Raw genomic sequence first — 16,453 nt, 5'->3', positions numbered from 1 at the left:
TCAGGTGCGGTGGGTGAGGTGATCGGCGGCGCGGGCGGCGACGGCCATGACGGTCAGCGCTGGGTTGGCGGCGCCCTGGGTCGGCAGCACGCTGCCGTCGGTGATGTAGAGGTTGTTCACCGCGAAGCTGCGGCAGTGCGCGTCGACGACGCCGTGGCGTTCGTCGGCGGCCATGCGGGCCCCACCGACGAGATGGGCGGCCCGATCGATGGTGATGACCTCCTCGGCGCCGGCAGCATGGAGCAGGTCCTCCATCACCGTCCGGGCGGCGGCCATCAGTGCTTTGTCGTTGTCGCACTGGGTGTAGGAGAACCGGGCCACCGGTAATCCGTGGCGGTCGGTTTCGTCGGCAAGGGTGACCCGGTTGTCGGGTCGAGGCAGGAATTCGCACAGCGCGCCCAAACACGACCAATGCACGTAGTCGCTCATGTACGCCCGCAGACGCGTACCCCAGTACCCCTGCGCGGCAACATGTTCTGCCCAGGTGATCGGCAGCGGGGACACGGTTTGGATGGAGAATCCGCGCTTATAGGGTTTGGCGGGATCGGTTTCGTAGAACTGTTCGGAGCTGACCTCCGGTGGCGGCGCTTTGTACATCCGCACCTCGGCCTCGAAGCGTCCGGCGGTTTGCGGGGCCCCCTGCACCATCAGGTACCGGCCGACCTGGTCGAAGTCGTTGCACAGTCCGTCGGGGAAACGCTCCGATGCCGAGTTGAGCAGCAGCCGTGGGGTTTCGATGGAGTACCCGGCGATCGCCACGGCACGGGCGCGTTGGAAATGCTCGACCCCGCCGAGCAGGTAGTGCACCCCGGTGGCGTCGCCGGTGCGCGGGTCGACCGCGACGCGAGTGACCATCGCGTTTGCGCGGATCTCGGCACCGTGGGCGAGGGCGTCGGGGATGTGGGTGATCAGGGGGGATGCTTTGGCGTTGACCTTGCACCCTTGCAGACAGAAGCCGCGGTAGATGCAGTGCGGCCGATTCCCGAAGCGGCCGTTGGTGATGGCGACCGGTCCGACCTTCGCGGTGATTCCCAGCCGGTCGGCGCCACGCAGGAAGATCTCACCGTTCCCGCCGACCGGGTGCGGGCGATGCGGGTAACTGTGCGGATCGCCCCACGGCCATTTCTCGCCGGCGACGGGCAATTCGGCTTCGATGTCGGCGTAGTACGGTCGCAGGTCGCCGTAGCTGATGGGCCAGTCCGCGCCGACACCGTCGCAGCTGTTGGTAGCGAAGTCGCTGGGGTGAAACCGCGGTGTGTACCCGGCGTAGTGCACCATCGACCCGCCCACGCCGCGACCGGAGTTGTTGGACCCCAACGGCACTGGATTCGCACCTCCGATCACCCGGGGTTCGGTCCAGTACAGCTGGTGCGAGCCGGCTTCGTCGCTGACCCAGTCGGTATCGGGATCCCAGAAAGGTCCGGCGTCGAGCGCGACGACGGTCCAGCCGGCGCGGGCCAGGCGCTGCGCCAATGTGGACCCGCCGGCACCGCAGCCGACGATCACCATGTCGACGTCATCGTCGTCGTCGAAACGGCGCATGTCTTCACGGAGTCGGTGATTGGTGCGCGTGCCGTCGTCGGGCAGCAGCCAGGCCGATTCGTTGCGGGCACGAACGCCGCCCATCACCGGCTCCGTCGGATCGGGTCCGCGTCGGGGCGCGCATCCCCGACTTCATGGCCTTCGCGGCGGTCGACCCCGAGGTTCTTGTACCCGCGAGGGTAGGCCGGACCGGAGAATCCGATCTCGTTCCACGCCAAAGGATGCGAATAGAACGCCGTACACGCGTAGCGAGTCCACAGACTCCACGCGTGAGCAGCCGACCGCCGGTGCCAAACGCTGCTACCGAGATCCTGCACGGCCTGGATCAGTTCGGCCTGCCGGCTGGCCGAACAGACGGCGAAGCCCGCACCGAAGCGGGCCCTGGCGTCCGTATTGAGGTCGGCGAGGGTGTCGCGCCAGGCCTGCGGGTCGGCCGGCATGTCCTCGTAATGCCAGCCATCGGTCTGTGATTCGACCAGGCGTGCGTCGATCTGCGCCGTGACCGCGACCATCGGCTCGCTCCGTTGACCGAGGAGGTGATCGACCAACGCGGTGACGACGGCTTCCTCGGCGGGGCTGAAGAACCGAATATCCGGTGGTATTCCGGTGCGTGCGCGGACCACTGCGGCGGTGACCGGATCCCACCGGCCGGACTCGGCGAGGACGTCGAAGCCGGGAAATCGCGGCGCCGCGCCAGCGCTTCGGGGCGGGGTGGTCACTGTTCGCGCCGAAGCAGTGCGGCGAGCAGTCCCATGCCGCCGACCATGGTCACCAGCAGCGGGGCCATCAACGGCGGTCCCATTTCCATGTTGTAGCGGAAGTTGGACCAGCCACCCGGTTTCCGGCCGATACCGCGGCCGTGCAGGTAGGTGCCCTGGACACCGTTGGCGACGATCACCACCGACGCCAGCGGCAACGCCGTTTTCGCCATTCGCTGGTCGAGGAAACCGGCGACCCCGGCGGCGGCACCGACCGGTCCCAGAACGACCGGCCACCACATCATCGAGTTGCCGAAACTGGCACTGTCGTGCTCGAAGTAGATCTCCACCGCGGTCACTACCGACCCGACGGCGGTCAACGCAGCCAGGCTCCGCTCGAACCGCCCGGTCTCCACATTGCGAACCATTCTGTCGATGCCGTGGACACCGCGATCGACCACCGTCGACCGGTGCCAGCGGGATGCAAGAAGCTTCATCGCGATCCTTCCTGTGGAATGTTCCTAGCTCGGTCGCGTGGACGCCTGCAGGGCCGGGATCTCACTGTCGCCGCCATGTCGTGGCGTATCCGCTGACGGCAAAGCCGGTCGCGATGAGGGCATCGGTGATCGCAGTTTTGCGGTGGCGCTGCGACATTGCGCCTACGGCCAGCATGCTGGCCGCGTGTAGGGCGTCGACCCCGGTGCTCACCGCGAGCAGGCGATGGCTCGAGGTCGATCCGACCACTGCTGCTTGGGCGAATTGGCGTGCACCGAGGACACGTGCGATCAGCACACCCCGGCGGTCCAGCGGTCCGGCCGGTGTTCGCAAACTTGGCGGCGCAGCGATCAACATGGTTCCCCAACCTGCGCGGATCCATGACAACCCGGTCATCGGCGGACCCGTGCCGCGGTGAGCGCCGTCGCCCCCGCCAGCAACCCAGCCGCTGCGCCGAGCAGGCGGTGATGGTGCGACGCCCACAATTGTCGGCTGATCCGCAGCGATCCGCCGTCGAAGATGCCGTGGGACCCGAAGTCGTGACCGTCGGTGCCGTCGGCCGGTTCCCACAGATTCTCGGGTGCGTCCGGTGGTCGCGGCGCATCGGTCTGCTGGGAGGAGAACCCGGTTCGTGCCAGGTAGCGATCGAGCAGGCCCGGCGCGACCGCGTTGGCGATCAGCGTCCCAGCGGTGCTGGCACCGACCCAATACTCCCGCCGCGCAGGATGATCCGCCGCGTAGAGCACTCCGCGGGCTGCGACCTCGGGTTGATAGATCGGTGGGACGGGTTGCGCCTGGTTGGGCAACCGCGACAGCACCCACGAGAACTGCGGAGTGTTCACTGCGGGCATCTGCACCATCGTGACGCGCACATTGCTGTGCTCGTGCAACAGTTCGCAACGCAGCGACTCGTGGAAGCCCTGGATCGCGTGTTTGGCCCCGCAGTAGGCGGACTGCAATGGGATGCCGCGGTAGGCGAGGGCCGACCCGACCTGCACGATCGTGCCGACGTCGCGTGGTCGCATCCGGCGCAGTGCCGCCATCGTCCCGTATACGTAACCCAGGTAACTGACCTCTGTGACCCGTGTGAACTCCTCTGCCGAGATCTCCACGAACGGAGAGAACACCGAGGTGAACGCGACGTTCACCCACACGTCGATCGGTCCGAAGGTCTCCTCGGTCAGCGCTGCTGCGGCCTCGAGCTGATCGGGATCGGCGACGTCGGTCGGTATCTCCAACGCCACACCTCCGCCTGCACGAACATCGGCGGCGGCGCCGGCCAGGCCTTCCTTCCCGCGGGCGAGCAGCGCAACGTGTGCGCCGCGAGCACCGAATGCCTTCGCGGTCGCGCGGCCGATGCCCCCGCTCGCGCCGGTGACGACGACGACCTGTCTTGATGGGTGCGACATGTGTGTGCTCCTTCTTGCGGTGCTGGGGGTGGGTCGAAAAGTTATGGCCGCGACCAGGATCGGGTAAGCCGGTGTGCGGACTCGAAGAAGACGGCGTGCACGAATGCTTGGGGGAGGTTGCCGCGGAGCTGGCGTTGGCCGATGTCGTATTCCTCGGTGAACAGCCCCGGCGGCCCGCAGGCGGCGCGGTTGCGCTCGAACCAACGCACCGCGTCGAGTTCGTTGCCCTGCTGGTGATCGGCGAGCGCCATGAGAAACCCGCACAGCGAGAATGCGCCCTCGGCGTCGGCGAGCGGTCGGTCGTCTTGCCGGAAGCGGTAGACGTAGCCCTGGTCGGTGAGCTCGGCCCGGACGGCCTCCAGTGTTGCGCGGCTGCGCGGATCCTCGGCTGGGACTGCGTCTCGGATCGCGGGCATCAGCAGCGCGGCATCGATCCGCGCGTCCTCCGGGCTGCGTTGCCACCGCCCCGTGGGGTGCAGGCAGTCCCGGGTGGTGTCCGCCACCAGCAGATCCGCCATCCGTGTCCACTCCGCCCCACGGGCGACCGGTGCGAGCGCGCTGATCTGCCGCAGTCCCGCCGCGCACGCGAGCCGCGAATGTGCCCAGCGGGTGTTGTCGAGTTCCCAGATACCGGCATCCGGCTCGCGCCAACGTCGTGCGATCGCGTCGACCGTGGCGTCGACGGCGCGCCAGTGCTCGGTGTCGAGGTGGTCCAGGCGCCCCGCGGCGGCGAACAGCAGCAGTGCTTCCCCGAACGCGTCGAGTTGAAATTGCTTGTTGACCCAGTTTCCGACCGTGGCGCCGCCCCCGGGATACCCGGGCAGGTCGAGGGTGTGTTCGTCCGGGACCGCGCCGCCGGTGATCGTGTAGGCCGGTTTCAGGTTGGGTCCGTCCTCGAGGATGCGAGCGGCGACGAAGCCGACCGCCGCGTCCAGTAGCGGATATGTGCCGGCGGCAGCGATCGCTTGCCCGGTGTAGCACTGGTCTCGGATCCACGAATACCGGTAGTCGTAGTTGCGTCCCTGTTCGGCGCGTTCGGGCAACGACATCGTCGCCGCGGCGACCATGCCACCATCCGCACCGGTCATGCCGCGCAACACGGCGTACGCATGCCGGGCGTCGCGATCGGCCAGGGTCCCGGTGAACTGCGGGACCGCGTCGGCCCACGCCCGTTCCGTCGCCCCCCACGCAGCTAATGCGTCGACGCCCGCCCGCGACAAGGGTCGGTCCGACAGTTCCAGGATCAGGTCATGGTGTTCGCCGGCAGGCACGTCGATCACCGTTTCGAGGCTGCCGTCGGGCAGGTTGTCAGCGTCGCCGATGCCGGACCACCGCAACCGCAGTTCGCCGGTCCGTGCGGTGAGTACTCCGCCGTCGCGGGACAGGTCGGACATGGGATGGGCACCGAACCCGGCCCGGGCGTTCAGGGCGACCCGGACCCGGGCGTCACCGACGATCGCGACAATGCGGCGCAGAATCACCGCGGTGTGCCGATCGCCCGGGTAGGCGAGGGCTTCGCGGCATTCGATGATTCCGGTGTCGGTCACCCATCGGGAACGCCAGATCAGCGACCGGTCCTCATACTGCCCGCCCCAGACGAATCGTGTGCCTGCTGGTGTGACGGAATATCCGCCGGTCCCGCCGATCAGTGCGGAGAACACCGCTTCGGAATCCCATTGTGGTGCGCACATCCACACGAGGTCGCCGCGCGGGCCGATGAGCACGCCGCGTTCACCGTCGGCGAGCAGTGCGTACTCACGCAGCACCTGCGGGACGAACACTGTTGGGGCTGAGCCGTTTCCGATCTGGGAAGCATGGGACTGTCCAGATTCGGGCGGAGTGCCCTCGGCAGGGTGCGGGCTTCCGAATGCCATTCGCTTGAATCCCATCTCACCGGTCGAACGGTGTGTAGACGGTATTAACGACTCATACGCAATGATTGCGTAATCGCAACCATAGGCGCAACTATTGCGGTACGGCAAGGGCTCGGCGATAATCACACGATGAATTCTCAGCAACCGAGCACTGCGGCCTCGCCCGTCACCGACGAAGAGATCGATGCGATGACACGGGCCGCTGGGGCGCTGATCGGTATCGCCGCTCAATCGGTGGCCGAGGTCGAAGATCAGGTCACCCTGCCTCAGCTGCGTGCATTGGTCCTGATCGAAAGCCGCGGAACACTGAATCTCAACGGGCTTGCTTCGGCGATGGGAATTCATCCGTCCAACGCCACGAGGGCCTGCGACCGGCTCGTCGCCACCGGGTTGCTGATCCGTCGCGAGTCGGCGACCGACCGACGCAACCTGGTACTCGAGCTGACCGATCGCGGACGTGATCTGGTGGATTCGGTGATCGCGCACCGTCGCGCGACCGTGGCGCAGGTGCTCTCACATGTGCCTGAACGCCGCCGGCGCGGGCTCGCCTCGGCGATGGCGGCCTTCGCTGCGGGTGCCGGCGAACTCTTCGCCGACGACGCCTGGAAATTGGGGTGGCCGAAGTAGGTCTGCTCCCGGCTCGTCTGTAGTGCGAGTTCGATCGCACGGCGTCAGTGCGGGTGTTGGTGTCGGTAGGTGGATACTTCGTCGGCGGTCGGTTTCGGTTCGATCGGATCAGCCTGTCGGCGACGGTGAATCAGCGTCAACGTGCCGATCCCGGCCAGTAGCAGCACCAGCGCCACCACACCGGCAGTCGCGGCGTGGGTGCCGGCGCCGGCGCCCGACGCGATCAAGCACAGACCGGCGGCCGCAGCGCCGAGCAGTACCGAAACATATCCAAGGAACCCGATCGTCTCAGTGCGCATCGAAATCTCTCCTTCTCTGCCCGTCAATGCCATGGGGTGTCGACGCGACAGCTACCGGCGCAGGCGGCAGTGCCCGAATGCGGCTGCCTTCGTTCGCTTCCCGCGCGCCAGGTCCCATTCTCCACTATCTGTTGCGCCTACGCAATCATTGCGAGTATATGTTGAAGATGACGGGTCGGAGACCGGAAAGTCCCAATCGCGGAAGAAGATCGACGATGCAGAGATACGACCTCCACGAATCCGCTGTTCGCGAACGGTCCGACATCGACCTGGCCGAAGGCCTCCTCATCGCAGTTCGCCGCTGTAGCCCCGACCAAGCATCGGACGAACTGCTCGACGCCGCGCGCCGCCATCACCTCTCCGTACCGCAGATCGCACACGCATTGGTACTGCTGGCCGGTCAACCGCCCTACAGCGAAGCGACGTCGTTGCCGACCGAGCGCGCCGCGCAGCTCGAATGGGGTCAGACGCTGAGCGACCTGCGTTCACCAAGCCGCTGGTCGACGAACCGACGTGGGGCACGCACGGACCGCAAGAAATGCAGCAGCGGCCGCACCGGGGCCGAATGACCCGCGGGCCCCACCTTCCAGCCACGCCGACAACCGCAGTGGAAAAAACGAATGCCTGCTCAGGCACTACTCGACCTGGAGACGAAAACAACCGATGACTGTATACGAAGCTCTCACCATCGCTGTGATCGTCGCGATCGCGGCAGCGAGCACCGCGGCGATCTATATCGGGCTGGCCGAGATGGCCGGTATGCGGCACAGCACGCGCTGCAGCACGTGTGCGCACTGGACGCACACACTCACCGACACCCAGCCCCAATCATGTCCGCATTGTCGGCACCCGGCCCTGCTGCATCCAGTCCGGACGCTCTCGCACCACCGACTCCCGCGGTCGACGGATGCGTTGCACCAACCCGCGCAGCGCAGCCGACAAGCAACGTGCGTCCCAGCCAACTCCGCCGAACCGAAGGCGAGATGTCCACGCTGACAGATACCCCCCGAGGCCATTGGCCGAGGCCTCACCGGTGATCACCCACGCGAGATTGGTCGGAGATCGAAGAGCGCCGCGCGCGATCGTGGCGATCCAGCTGACCCAGTTGCACCGAATTCGGTTCGACCCCGTGCGCTATCACGCTGACCGAGCGAACGGGAAAGGAACAGGCGACAATGCACGAACACAAGACGTCGAGCCTCACACAATCCATCGCCATGCGAGCTTCAGCGCTGCTTCGGGTTCGTTGGGTCGTACGCGGCCCTGTATGGCTCTACCGAGCGCGGTTGGGGTTTCTCTTCGGCTCGCGAATGCTGATGCTTGAGCACATCGGACGAAGTTCGGGGTTGCGCCGCCACGTCGTGCTCGAGATCGTCGCGCATCCGGCCACCGACATCTACGTCGTCGCATCGGGCTTCGGCGCGCAAGCCCAGTGGTACCGCAACATTCGAGCCAACCCTCAGGTTCGGATATACCTGGGAAGCCGCAATCCTGTTGCGGCCGTTGCGCACATACTTACTGGTGAAGAATCCGCCGCGGCACTGGCCAGCTACGCGACCGCGCACCCGCGCGCGTGGCGCACACTGAAACCCGTCTTCGAATCGACCCTCGGCGCCCGGATCGGCGACCGAGGGACGACACTGCCCCTGGTCGGACTTCAGCTGCGCGACCCACCGCGTGAGCAACGACGACAATGAACCAGGCACGACATGCTTACCGCGCTGGCCGGACACGGCGGCACGAACCACCCTGCCTTGAACCGCGGCCGAAGCGAGCAGACCGGGCAGGTCACCTTTTGAACCTCGAAACCTCACATCCCGACCTACGACCAGATCCGCCGCCACGGGTGAATCGTGCGGACGGCAGACGGTGCCGTCCACCGCCAGCTTCCGGCGCGGGCGCTGCTCGCGTGACTTTTCGTTCCGTTGTTCCTCGAACCGCCGCTTCTACACCGCCCCGACGATGGGCTGGTCGCACGGGAATTGATGCCGACCGATTGAAACTGCGAGCGGAGATCGACGGTGCAGCTATCGATCTGTCGATGCGCCCCGGCGCGGAAGCCCTTGTTGCGCTGCCGGGTTACGTCGCATGCGGATCGGCAAACTCGTCTAGTTCGTCGAGCAGATGTTGTAGCCGTCGGCGTGTCGCCTGGTGACGTTCGACCTCGCGGTCCCAGCCACGCTTTTCGCGCGTCGTCGACGAGCTTGGTTTCGGTGGTCAGTCGCGAACGGATGCGCGGGGCGTATTCGCTGCTGGTGAGGAATTTCGGGCAGGTGAGCACGAGATCGCATTCACACGGCCCCTCTGCCGGTAGCCGCAGGCAATGCCCATTCGAAGAGGCGCTCGACCGGGCGTTGCTTCGCGCACGGCCGGTGGTCCATCACGTCAATGCACGGTCCGCCGATCACCTTCGCCATGCCTCTATTTATACAGAGCGTTCTTGTATAAACTAGAGTTGTGTCGGGGCCGAGGACCCGCTCCAGGCCGGACGGACCGGGGGGATTGGGCGCCGATACCTGCGCGAGTATCCCGCACCGGCCAGGCGATAGCCGATCGTTGTTGTGCGTAAAGCGAGCCGTGGTCGGGGAAGGTGTTTCGAAATGGAACCTGTGACGTGAACCCCTGCGGAAGGAGAGCACTCATGTCGGACCCGTTGACCACCTTGACCGAGGCCGGAGTGTCGATCTGGCTCGATGATCTGAGCCGAGAGAGGCTGATTGACGGCAGCCTGGCCCGCCTGGTCGCTGACCGGCATGTGACGGGGGTGACCACCAACCCGACCATCTTCGCCAAAGCCATCACCGGCAGCGACACCTATGCCGACCAGATCCACAGTCTCGCGCTGCGCCGGGTAGATGCCGACACGGCATTACAGGAGCTGACCGCCTACGACGTGCGGTGGGCGTGCGATGTGCTGCGCCCGGTCTACGACGCCACCGGCGGGACCGACGGGCGGGTGTCGATCGAGGTCGACCCTCGGTGGGCGCACGACACCGACCGCACCGTCGCCGAAGCCCACGCGCTGTGGCGGCTGGTGGATCGGCCGAATGTGTTGGTCAAGATCCCCGCCGTCAAACAAGGGCTGCCAGCGATCACCGCCTGCCTGGCAGACGGCATCGACATCAACGTCACCCTCATGTTCTCGCTGCACCGCTACCGCCAAGTGATCGAGGCGTTCCTCGCCGGGCTCGAACGGGCACGCGTGCGTGGTCATGATGTCACCCAGATTCATTCAGTGGCATCGTTTTTCGTTTCCCGCGTGGACACCGAGGTCGACCACCGGCTCGACAAAATCGGCACCGACCAGGCCGCGGCCCTGCGCGGTAGCGTGGCGATTGCCAATGCGCGCCTGGCCTACCAGATCTACGAGCAGTACCTCGCGGGCGACCGCTGGGGGGCACTGGCCCAGGCAGGAGCACGCCCGCAGCGGCCCTTGTGGGCCTCGACCGGGGTGAAGGACCCCCGCTACGACGACACCCGCTACGTCACCGATCTTGTCGCGGACGGGGTGATCAACACGATGCCCGAGGCCACCCTGCACGCAGTCGCCGACCACGCCCAGATACCGCGCGACCGCATTCACGGCACCTACTCAGAGGCGCGGCAGACCCTCGTGGAGTTAGGCGCGCTCGGCATCGACTACGACGATGTCGTCACCGCCCTCGAAGACGACGGGATCGCGAAATTCGACGCCAGCTGGGATCACCTCACCACCGAACTCTCCGCGACTCTCACCGAGGCGAGACGATGACCGCCTTGCCCGCACCGGCAAGTATCGTGATCGTCGGTGCCGGGCCGGGCGTGACAACTGACAAGCGTTGCGCGACAGCGGGTTCAAGGAGGCCTCGTTAGGGCCAGTGCACGCCATCCGCGCAGAGCGGGCAGAAGTGCGCGGCCTCCTGTCGAGTTGGGGTCGAGCCCAAGCCGCGAAGCGCGATGTCGATTCGACTGCGCCTCACGAACCGACGACGGCTATCGGGACACTCACCAATTTGCGGCGGCGCCCCAGGTGGGCAGGTTCAGTGCCGGCCCGAGGCGGCGTAGTTCGTCGCGGTGCATGGCGCTCAGGCGCGCCAAAATCTGCTGCCCTTCGTTGGTCAACTGCACACGCACCGCGCGCGCGTCGGACGGATGCGCCGCCCGGTCCACGAGGCCTTGTTTCTGAGCCCGGTTGACCAGCTCCACCACACTGTGATGGCGCAGTTGCAGCCGCTCCGCCAGCTCCCGCATCGTGGCCCACTCCCGACCGGGAAAACCCTTGAGCGCGAGCATCAATTGGTAATGCTGCGGGGTCAAACCGTGACTACGGACCGTTTCTTCACTGAAGCGCAGGTAGCGGCGGATACCAAAGCGGAAACGCGCCAATGCCTCGAAATCCAGTTTGGTCAACGGCGCCGATTCGACACCCTGCTCTGTTGTCACACCGGGCATCCTCCCATTTCGACACACTCGACAACCGCTATATCGTATCACGATACAATACGTCGTCTGCACCTGCTGCTCGTGTCGATCGCCTCACGCGACAGCCACTACCGAGGTCAGAAACGCCAGGCCAGCTCGGATACGTGACTTGATCGTGGGCAGCGGCTCGGAAAGATAGTCCACTATTTTCTCGATAGGTGAAGCCCGCGTAATACGCCAACGAGATTGCTGCCCGCTGTGCTTGGGAAGTTCGACACGCGCTCGCTGAGTGCTCGGTGCTCCCACCGGCGTTGCACCTGTCCCCGACTTCGTCGACTGCGGTGATCTGGTTACCGATCGCGGCGGGAAGTCGTAAGAAGAGTTATTCAACCCCGCTTGTTCGAACGTTCCCGCACCCGCTTTCAGTGGGGCACCGGATCGGCAAGTTGGGCCAACGGTACCGAGAGATCGGCGAGCCGGTCACGGTCCACCATCGTGCGGCTGGTGATCAGTGCCTGTGCTGCACCGACGCCGTCGTCCCACCGGTTGACGTGCATGCCGGCAACGACGCGGCCGCCGTGGAACCAGAACGCGTGGAACGACTTGCCGACGACATCGCCGCGGGTGACGACCGCGTCGTAGCCGCCCGGCGGGAACCAGCCGGTGTACTCCATGCCGACGTCGTACTGATCGGTGAAGAAGTACGGGAGTCGGTCGTAGCTCACCGATTGTCCGAGCATCGACTTCGCCGCGGCCTGGCCACCGTGCAGCGCGTTTGCCCAGTGCTCGACCCGGACCGGGCGGGCGTAGTGCGGATGGAAGGCGTTGGCGACATCGCCCGCGGCATAGACGTCAGGATCGTCGGTCCGCAGCGACTGATCGACCAGCACCCCGTTGTCCACCGGCAACTCGGCTTCCGCGGCCAACTCGACATTCGGTCGCGCACCCACGCCGACGATGACCGCCTCAGCCGGAATCACCGAACCATCGTCGGTGACGACCGCACTGACCCGATCCGTGGCGCCACGGATCTCGGTGACACCGTGTCCGAGCCGCACGTCGACTCCGTGCTCGCGGTGCAGATCGGCGAAGAATCCACCCATCTCCGGACCCAGCGCCGCCAGCAAAGGAGCCTGACGTGGTTCGACGACGGTGACATGGCAGCCCAGCTCGCGGGCCGCCGCCGCCGTCTCCAACCCGATCCAACCTGCGCCCACGACGACGACCCGAGGCGCGGAAGACAGTGCTGACCGGAGCCGTTCGGCATCGGTAACCCGTCGCAGATAGTGGATGCCGTCGAGCCCACCGCCGGGGATCTCGAGTCGACGCGGCGAAGCGCCGGTGGCCAGCAGTACTTTGCTGTAACGGATACGCTCGCCACCGTCGAGTTCCACCGTGTGCGTTCCGCGGTCGAGCCGCGTGACCTGTCGACCTAGCATCAGTTCCACCGAGTTGTCCTGGTACCAGGCGTCCGCGTGCACGAAGATTTTCGACTTGTCGTCGCGGCCGATGAGAAATCCCTTCGACAGAGGCGGACGCTCGTAGGGCAACTCGTTTTCCGCACCGATGAGCACGATGCGCCCGTCGAAGCCCTCCGCACGCAACGTTTCCGCGGCTTTGGCCCCGGCCAGGCTCGCGCCGACGATGACGTGAGTGGTTTGTTCGATCATCAGATTCTCCTCAATCGGTGCCGGTGCCGGCGCAGGTCGTGCATCCGCCCGTCACCGCATTGCGTTGCGTGCTGTGCTCGTGCAGGGAAAGGAACCGTCCCGGATCGGGCAGACGGTCCCCGCGCTCGGTCAACCACGCCTGCGTCGCCCCGTGGCCGCGCGCGATGAGCTGCCCAGCTCGACCGAAGTCGACCGGCGACACTTTCAGCGGGCACAACGGCGGCAGAACGTGCAGCTCGACCCGGCCGGTGTAGGTCGCGGCCTCCTGCTGCAGCCGCTGATGAACGAGCAACGACACCGCGTGCAACGCGGCAGCCAAGGTGCTCGCCGGTGGCTGGGTCAGCGCGCACGCGTACCCGGCGGGGAGCACCCAGATCTCGTCGGCACCGAGCGCCACCGCGCGGGCGATGCCGCCGCTGTCGGCGACGGCGCCGTCGACCAAATACGTGCCGTCGACGTGGACGACAGGAAACACTGCGGGGATGGCCGCACTGGCCAGTACCGCGGTCACGGCGTCGCCGCAGCCGAGACTCACTGCTTCGCCGGTGAGTACGTTCGTCGCAATCACGTGAACCGGGGTGGCGGCGTCTTCGAGCCGCTGATAGGGCAGGGCGCCGGCGATCAACTGTCGCAGACTCTCCGCAGAGCACAGCGAGGGTCGCCGGCCGCGCAGCGCGAGCAGCTGCCGGACGGGGTCGATCGGGAACACGTCAGGGCGGCGTGTTCGCATCCACAGTCGGGCCAGCGCATAGAGGCTGTCGGCGTCGGACCCGACTCCGGCGACGTAGGCGGCGTTGAGCGCACCTGCCGACGTGCCGACCAGCAGGTCCGGCGCGACGCCGCGCTCGCGCAGCGCGGCGAGCATGCCGACCTGTATCGCGCCGAGGTTCCCGCCGCCCGTGAGCACGAACGCCCGTGTCATCGGTCTCAGCCGACCAAACCGGTGAGCGCAAAGAATTCCTGCCGGGACCGAGCATCCTCGCGCAGCACGCCATGCATGGCTGACGTAACGGTGCGCGATCCACTCGCCCGTACACCGCGCAGTGACATGCACATGTGCTCCGCCTCGATCACCACCCCGACGCCCTTGGGCGCTAGGTGGTCCTGCAACCAGTTCGCGATCTGCTGGGTCAGCCGTTCCTGCACTTGAAGGTCTCGGGCGAACAGGTCGACGACGCGGGCCAGCTTGGACAGCCCGAGGATCCGGTCCCCGGGCAGGTAGCCGACGTGCGCGGTGCCGCGGAAGGGCAGCAGGTGATGCTGGCACAGCGACTGCATCGGGATGGCTTTGGCGAGTACCAGCTCGTCGTAACCCTCGTCGTTGGGGAATGTCGTCAGGTTGAACTCGCGCGGGGAGAGCATCTCGACGTAGGCGTGCGCTACTCGCTTCGGAGTGTCTGCCAGGTGTTCCGAGGTCGGGTCCTGGCCCAGTGCGACCAGGAGGTCGGTGACTGCTCGCTGTGCCGCATCGAGGTCGACGTTCTCGCGCCCGTGCACCACGTGCAGGTGTTTTCCGGCTCCGCTGCCGGCCCGCGCGTCGAACGCAGAAGCCGGCGGTGCCGCGAGTGTCATGCGTCGCGTCCTTGACGTGCGGGCGTGTAGACGACGGCGAGGCGGGCTAGTGCCACGGCGGCGACGAACAGCCCGAAGTCGCGCAGCGCGACGTCGTAGTACCCGGGGATGGTCAGCAGGCTCACGATGATCCCGGCGAGCCAGGCCGCCACGAGCAGTCCACCGAAGCGCGGCGCCACCGCCACCACGATCCCCGCCACGATTTCCACCACACCGACCGCATACATGGCCTGCTGTGCAGTGCCGGGAACGATGTCGTTGATCCACGGGGCCAGGTAGGTCGGCCAGTCGACGAGCCAGTTGGTGAACTTGTCCAGACCGAACAAGATCGGCGCCACGGTGAACACCGTCCGCAACAGGAAAAACGCCTGGTAGGCAGGGTCGGACCGGAGCGCCGCAACCACGGGTCCGCGCTCGGATGTCTTTGTACTCATAACTTTCTCCTTCTATCGACGATATTTGTTAACGTTAGATCTGAACCGAGCATTTAGTCAACAGAAATTGGTTTTAGAATGGCGATGACCGAGGACAAGTCGTGGGAGACGAAGATCTCCGCGTTCGCAGCGCTCGACGAGCCGACCCGGCGTCGGTTGTACGACTACGTGATCTGCCAGTCCGCACCCGTAAGCCGCGACGACGCGGCAGCGGCCGTGCAACTGCCACGCAACACCGCAGCGTTTCACCTGGAACGTCTCGTGGACGAGGGCCTTCTCTCGGTGGTCTACGAACGCCGCACCGGCCGCACCGGTCCCGGATCCGGTCGCCCCTCGAAGCTGTATCAGCGATCGCAGCAGCAGTTCGACCTATCGCTGCCAGAGCGGCGCTACGAACTGGCCGGGCGGCTTTTCGCCGCCAGCATCGAGGAAGCGACCAACACCGGTGAATCACCACGCGCGGTGCTCGAGCGACGCGCCGCTGAGGTGGGACGCGAACTCGGCACCGCAGTCCGCGAAGCAACACCGGGCGACCGAGCGGCCGTGGTGAAGACACTCGCGAGATACGGCTTCGAGCCTCGTACCATCGACGACGAGATTCTTCTCGGCAACTGCCCGTTCCATCGGCTCGCGCAACAACACACCGATCTGGTCTGCGGAATGAACCTGTGCCTGCTCGGCGGACTCCTCGACGGACTCGCCGTCAGCGGACTGTCGGCCCGGCTCGAACCCAGCCCGGACCTGTGCTGCGTACGCCTGCAACCCGCCGACGAACAACGCTGAACCTGCCAAGCTCCGAGTCCGGCCCCTATCGCGCTTGATGCGGGAGTCGGATCGTTCGGCGACGCATCCTCGCCACTGTCACACAACACAAGTAGCCGCAACCCCCTGCCCGCAGCCTTCGTTGCTGCCTGGGTAGCTGGAAACGGATGCCGAACTGGCACACCCGGGCGTGACTACACCCAATTTTATATCGTGATACGATACAGATGGGTGCTGAGCCCGACGACCACCTCGCCGGGACGAGTCCGGGAGGTATGTCGTGTTGGAAAGATTCGAGCAAGAACCCCTCGTTCCGTCGCCTGAACGGCTACTGGTGGGCGAGCCAGCTCTGCTTCGGTTCTTTCACGGACTCTCTCCGACCCCCGCGCCTGACCTCCACTCCCGCTACCGAATACGGAAGTTACTGTTCGCGGTGGCGCTGACGATGTCTGTGCAGTGGAGTCCGCGTGTGCTCGACGCGGCGCAGATCGACACCCGCCAACGTGCACCGGCGGTACAAACCTCACCACCATTTCCGCCGCTCGTCGCCCTCGCGCGCCAGCAGATCGTCTGTCGGGATCTAAGGAACGCGAGCGTTGTTCCGGCCGGACCCGCAACGAGTCCGGCACACCCAAGGCCCGTGGTCGGTGTTACGCGGATGCGGTCGCGG

Annotated in this window: 19 protein-coding genes; 6 read left to right on the top strand and 13 right to left on the bottom strand. The window is 66.1% G+C overall.

The window, feature by feature from the left end; genetic code table 11:
* The 6 genes from FGL95_RS29135 to FGL95_RS29110 form a co-directional block, all read right to left on the bottom strand.
* Complete coding sequence (locus FGL95_RS29135) at window positions 1–1,542, bottom strand: GMC family oxidoreductase (RefSeq protein ID WP_240963400.1); 1,542 nt, start codon at window positions 1,540–1,542, stop codon at window positions 1–3.
* 83 nt (window positions 1,543–1,625) lie between these two features.
* Window positions 1,626–2,261, bottom strand: coding sequence for a gluconate 2-dehydrogenase subunit 3 family protein (locus FGL95_RS32800; RefSeq protein WP_169593995.1), 636 nt, complete (start codon window positions 2,259–2,261; stop codon window positions 1,626–1,628).
* Window positions 2,258–2,737 (bottom strand): hypothetical protein, encoded by a 480-nt coding sequence (locus tag FGL95_RS29125; RefSeq protein WP_240963385.1) that lies wholly within the window; start codon window positions 2,735–2,737, stop codon window positions 2,258–2,260. Before FGL95_RS29125 ends, FGL95_RS32800 begins: the two co-directional genes overlap by 4 nt.
* A 61-nt stretch (window positions 2,738–2,798) precedes the next feature.
* A complete protein-coding gene (locus tag FGL95_RS29120) occupies window positions 2,799–3,131 on the bottom strand; it encodes a hypothetical protein (protein ID WP_169593993.1) in 333 nt (110 codons plus the stop codon).
* A complete protein-coding gene (locus tag FGL95_RS29115; protein WP_169593991.1) occupies window positions 3,128–4,144 on the bottom strand; it encodes an SDR family oxidoreductase in 1,017 nt (338 codons plus the stop codon). The genes FGL95_RS29120 and FGL95_RS29115 overlap by 4 nt, the downstream gene beginning before the upstream one ends.
* Window positions 4,145–4,185: 41 nt before the next feature.
* Window positions 4,186–6,018 (bottom strand): glycoside hydrolase family 15 protein, encoded by a 1,833-nt coding sequence (locus FGL95_RS29110; RefSeq protein WP_169593989.1) that lies wholly within the window; start codon window positions 6,016–6,018, stop codon window positions 4,186–4,188.
* Window positions 6,019–6,147: 129 nt separating this feature from the next.
* Here FGL95_RS29110 and FGL95_RS29105 point away from each other — a divergent pair, with 129 nt between their 5' ends.
* On the top strand, window positions 6,148–6,645 hold the full coding sequence (locus tag FGL95_RS29105) for a MarR family winged helix-turn-helix transcriptional regulator (protein WP_169593986.1): 498 nt from the start codon (window positions 6,148–6,150) through the stop codon (window positions 6,643–6,645).
* 44 nt (window positions 6,646–6,689) lie between these two features.
* On the opposite strand, the gene FGL95_RS29100 is transcribed toward FGL95_RS29105, so the two are convergent.
* Entirely contained in the window at window positions 6,690–6,944 is a 255-nt protein-coding gene (locus tag FGL95_RS29100; protein ID WP_169593984.1) for a hypothetical protein, read from the bottom strand.
* A 215-nt stretch (window positions 6,945–7,159) separates the two neighbouring features.
* Here FGL95_RS29100 and FGL95_RS29095 point away from each other — a divergent pair, with 215 nt between their 5' ends.
* The 3 genes from FGL95_RS29095 to FGL95_RS29085 all read left to right on the top strand — a co-directional run bounded on the left by FGL95_RS29095 (window position 7,160) and on the right by FGL95_RS29085 (window position 8,641).
* Window positions 7,160–7,513: an ANTAR domain-containing protein gene (locus tag FGL95_RS29095; RefSeq protein WP_169593981.1), complete on the top strand. Its 354-nt coding sequence runs from the start codon at window positions 7,160–7,162 to the stop codon at window positions 7,511–7,513.
* Window positions 7,514–7,607: 94 nt separating this feature from the next.
* Window positions 7,608–7,940 (top strand): hypothetical protein, encoded by a 333-nt coding sequence (locus tag FGL95_RS32085; RefSeq protein ID WP_206072425.1) that lies wholly within the window; start codon window positions 7,608–7,610, stop codon window positions 7,938–7,940.
* Window positions 7,941–8,119: 179 nt separating this feature from the next.
* Complete coding sequence (locus FGL95_RS29085; protein ID WP_169593980.1) at window positions 8,120–8,641, top strand: nitroreductase family deazaflavin-dependent oxidoreductase; 522 nt, start codon at window positions 8,120–8,122, stop codon at window positions 8,639–8,641.
* A 594-nt stretch (window positions 8,642–9,235) separates the two neighbouring features.
* Here the strand turns inward: FGL95_RS29085 and FGL95_RS32795 are convergent.
* Window positions 9,236–9,361, bottom strand: a complete 126-nt coding sequence (locus FGL95_RS32795; protein ID WP_277351833.1) for a hypothetical protein — start codon at window positions 9,359–9,361, stop codon at window positions 9,236–9,238.
* Window positions 9,362–9,585: 224 nt separating this feature from the next.
* Here FGL95_RS32795 and tal point away from each other — a divergent pair, with 224 nt between their 5' ends.
* Window positions 9,586–10,695, top strand: coding sequence for a transaldolase (tal, locus tag FGL95_RS29080; protein WP_169593978.1), 1,110 nt, complete (start codon window positions 9,586–9,588; stop codon window positions 10,693–10,695).
* Between the two features lie 233 nt (window positions 10,696–10,928).
* Here tal and FGL95_RS29075 read toward each other — a convergent pair whose 3' ends face one another.
* From FGL95_RS29075 to FGL95_RS29055, 5 genes are all read right to left on the bottom strand, one after another.
* A complete protein-coding gene (locus FGL95_RS29075; protein ID WP_169593976.1) occupies window positions 10,929–11,366 on the bottom strand; it encodes a MarR family transcriptional regulator in 438 nt (145 codons plus the stop codon).
* Window positions 11,367–11,767: 401 nt separating this feature from the next.
* On the bottom strand, window positions 11,768–13,015 hold the full coding sequence (locus FGL95_RS29070) for an NAD(P)/FAD-dependent oxidoreductase (RefSeq protein ID WP_169593974.1): 1,248 nt from the start codon (window positions 13,013–13,015) through the stop codon (window positions 11,768–11,770).
* A gap of 10 nt (window positions 13,016–13,025) precedes the next feature.
* A complete protein-coding gene (locus FGL95_RS29065; RefSeq protein ID WP_169593972.1) occupies window positions 13,026–13,937 on the bottom strand; it encodes a patatin-like phospholipase family protein in 912 nt (303 codons plus the stop codon).
* Between the two features lie 5 nt (window positions 13,938–13,942).
* On the bottom strand, window positions 13,943–14,587 hold the full coding sequence (folE, locus tag FGL95_RS29060) for a GTP cyclohydrolase I FolE (protein WP_169593970.1): 645 nt from the start codon (window positions 14,585–14,587) through the stop codon (window positions 13,943–13,945).
* Complete coding sequence (locus FGL95_RS29055; protein ID WP_169593968.1) at window positions 14,584–15,021, bottom strand: DoxX family membrane protein; 438 nt, start codon at window positions 15,019–15,021, stop codon at window positions 14,584–14,586. Before FGL95_RS29055 ends, folE begins: the two co-directional genes overlap by 4 nt.
* Before the next feature lie 78 nt (window positions 15,022–15,099).
* Here FGL95_RS29055 and FGL95_RS29050 point away from each other — a divergent pair, with 78 nt between their 5' ends.
* The gene (locus FGL95_RS29050) at window positions 15,100–15,804 is read left to right on the top strand and encodes a helix-turn-helix transcriptional regulator (RefSeq protein WP_240963384.1); all 705 of its coding nucleotides are present in this window, start codon (window positions 15,100–15,102) and stop codon (window positions 15,802–15,804) included.
* Window positions 15,805–16,453: the final 649 nt, after the last annotated feature.

It is taken from the genome of Antrihabitans stalactiti, assembly GCF_012932915.1.
GTDB classification, from domain to species: Bacteria; Actinomycetota; Actinomycetes; order Mycobacteriales; family Mycobacteriaceae; genus Antrihabitans; species Antrihabitans stalactiti.
Note: the sequence above shows the minus strand (reverse complement) of the source record. Positions and strands in the feature narration are given on the sequence as shown.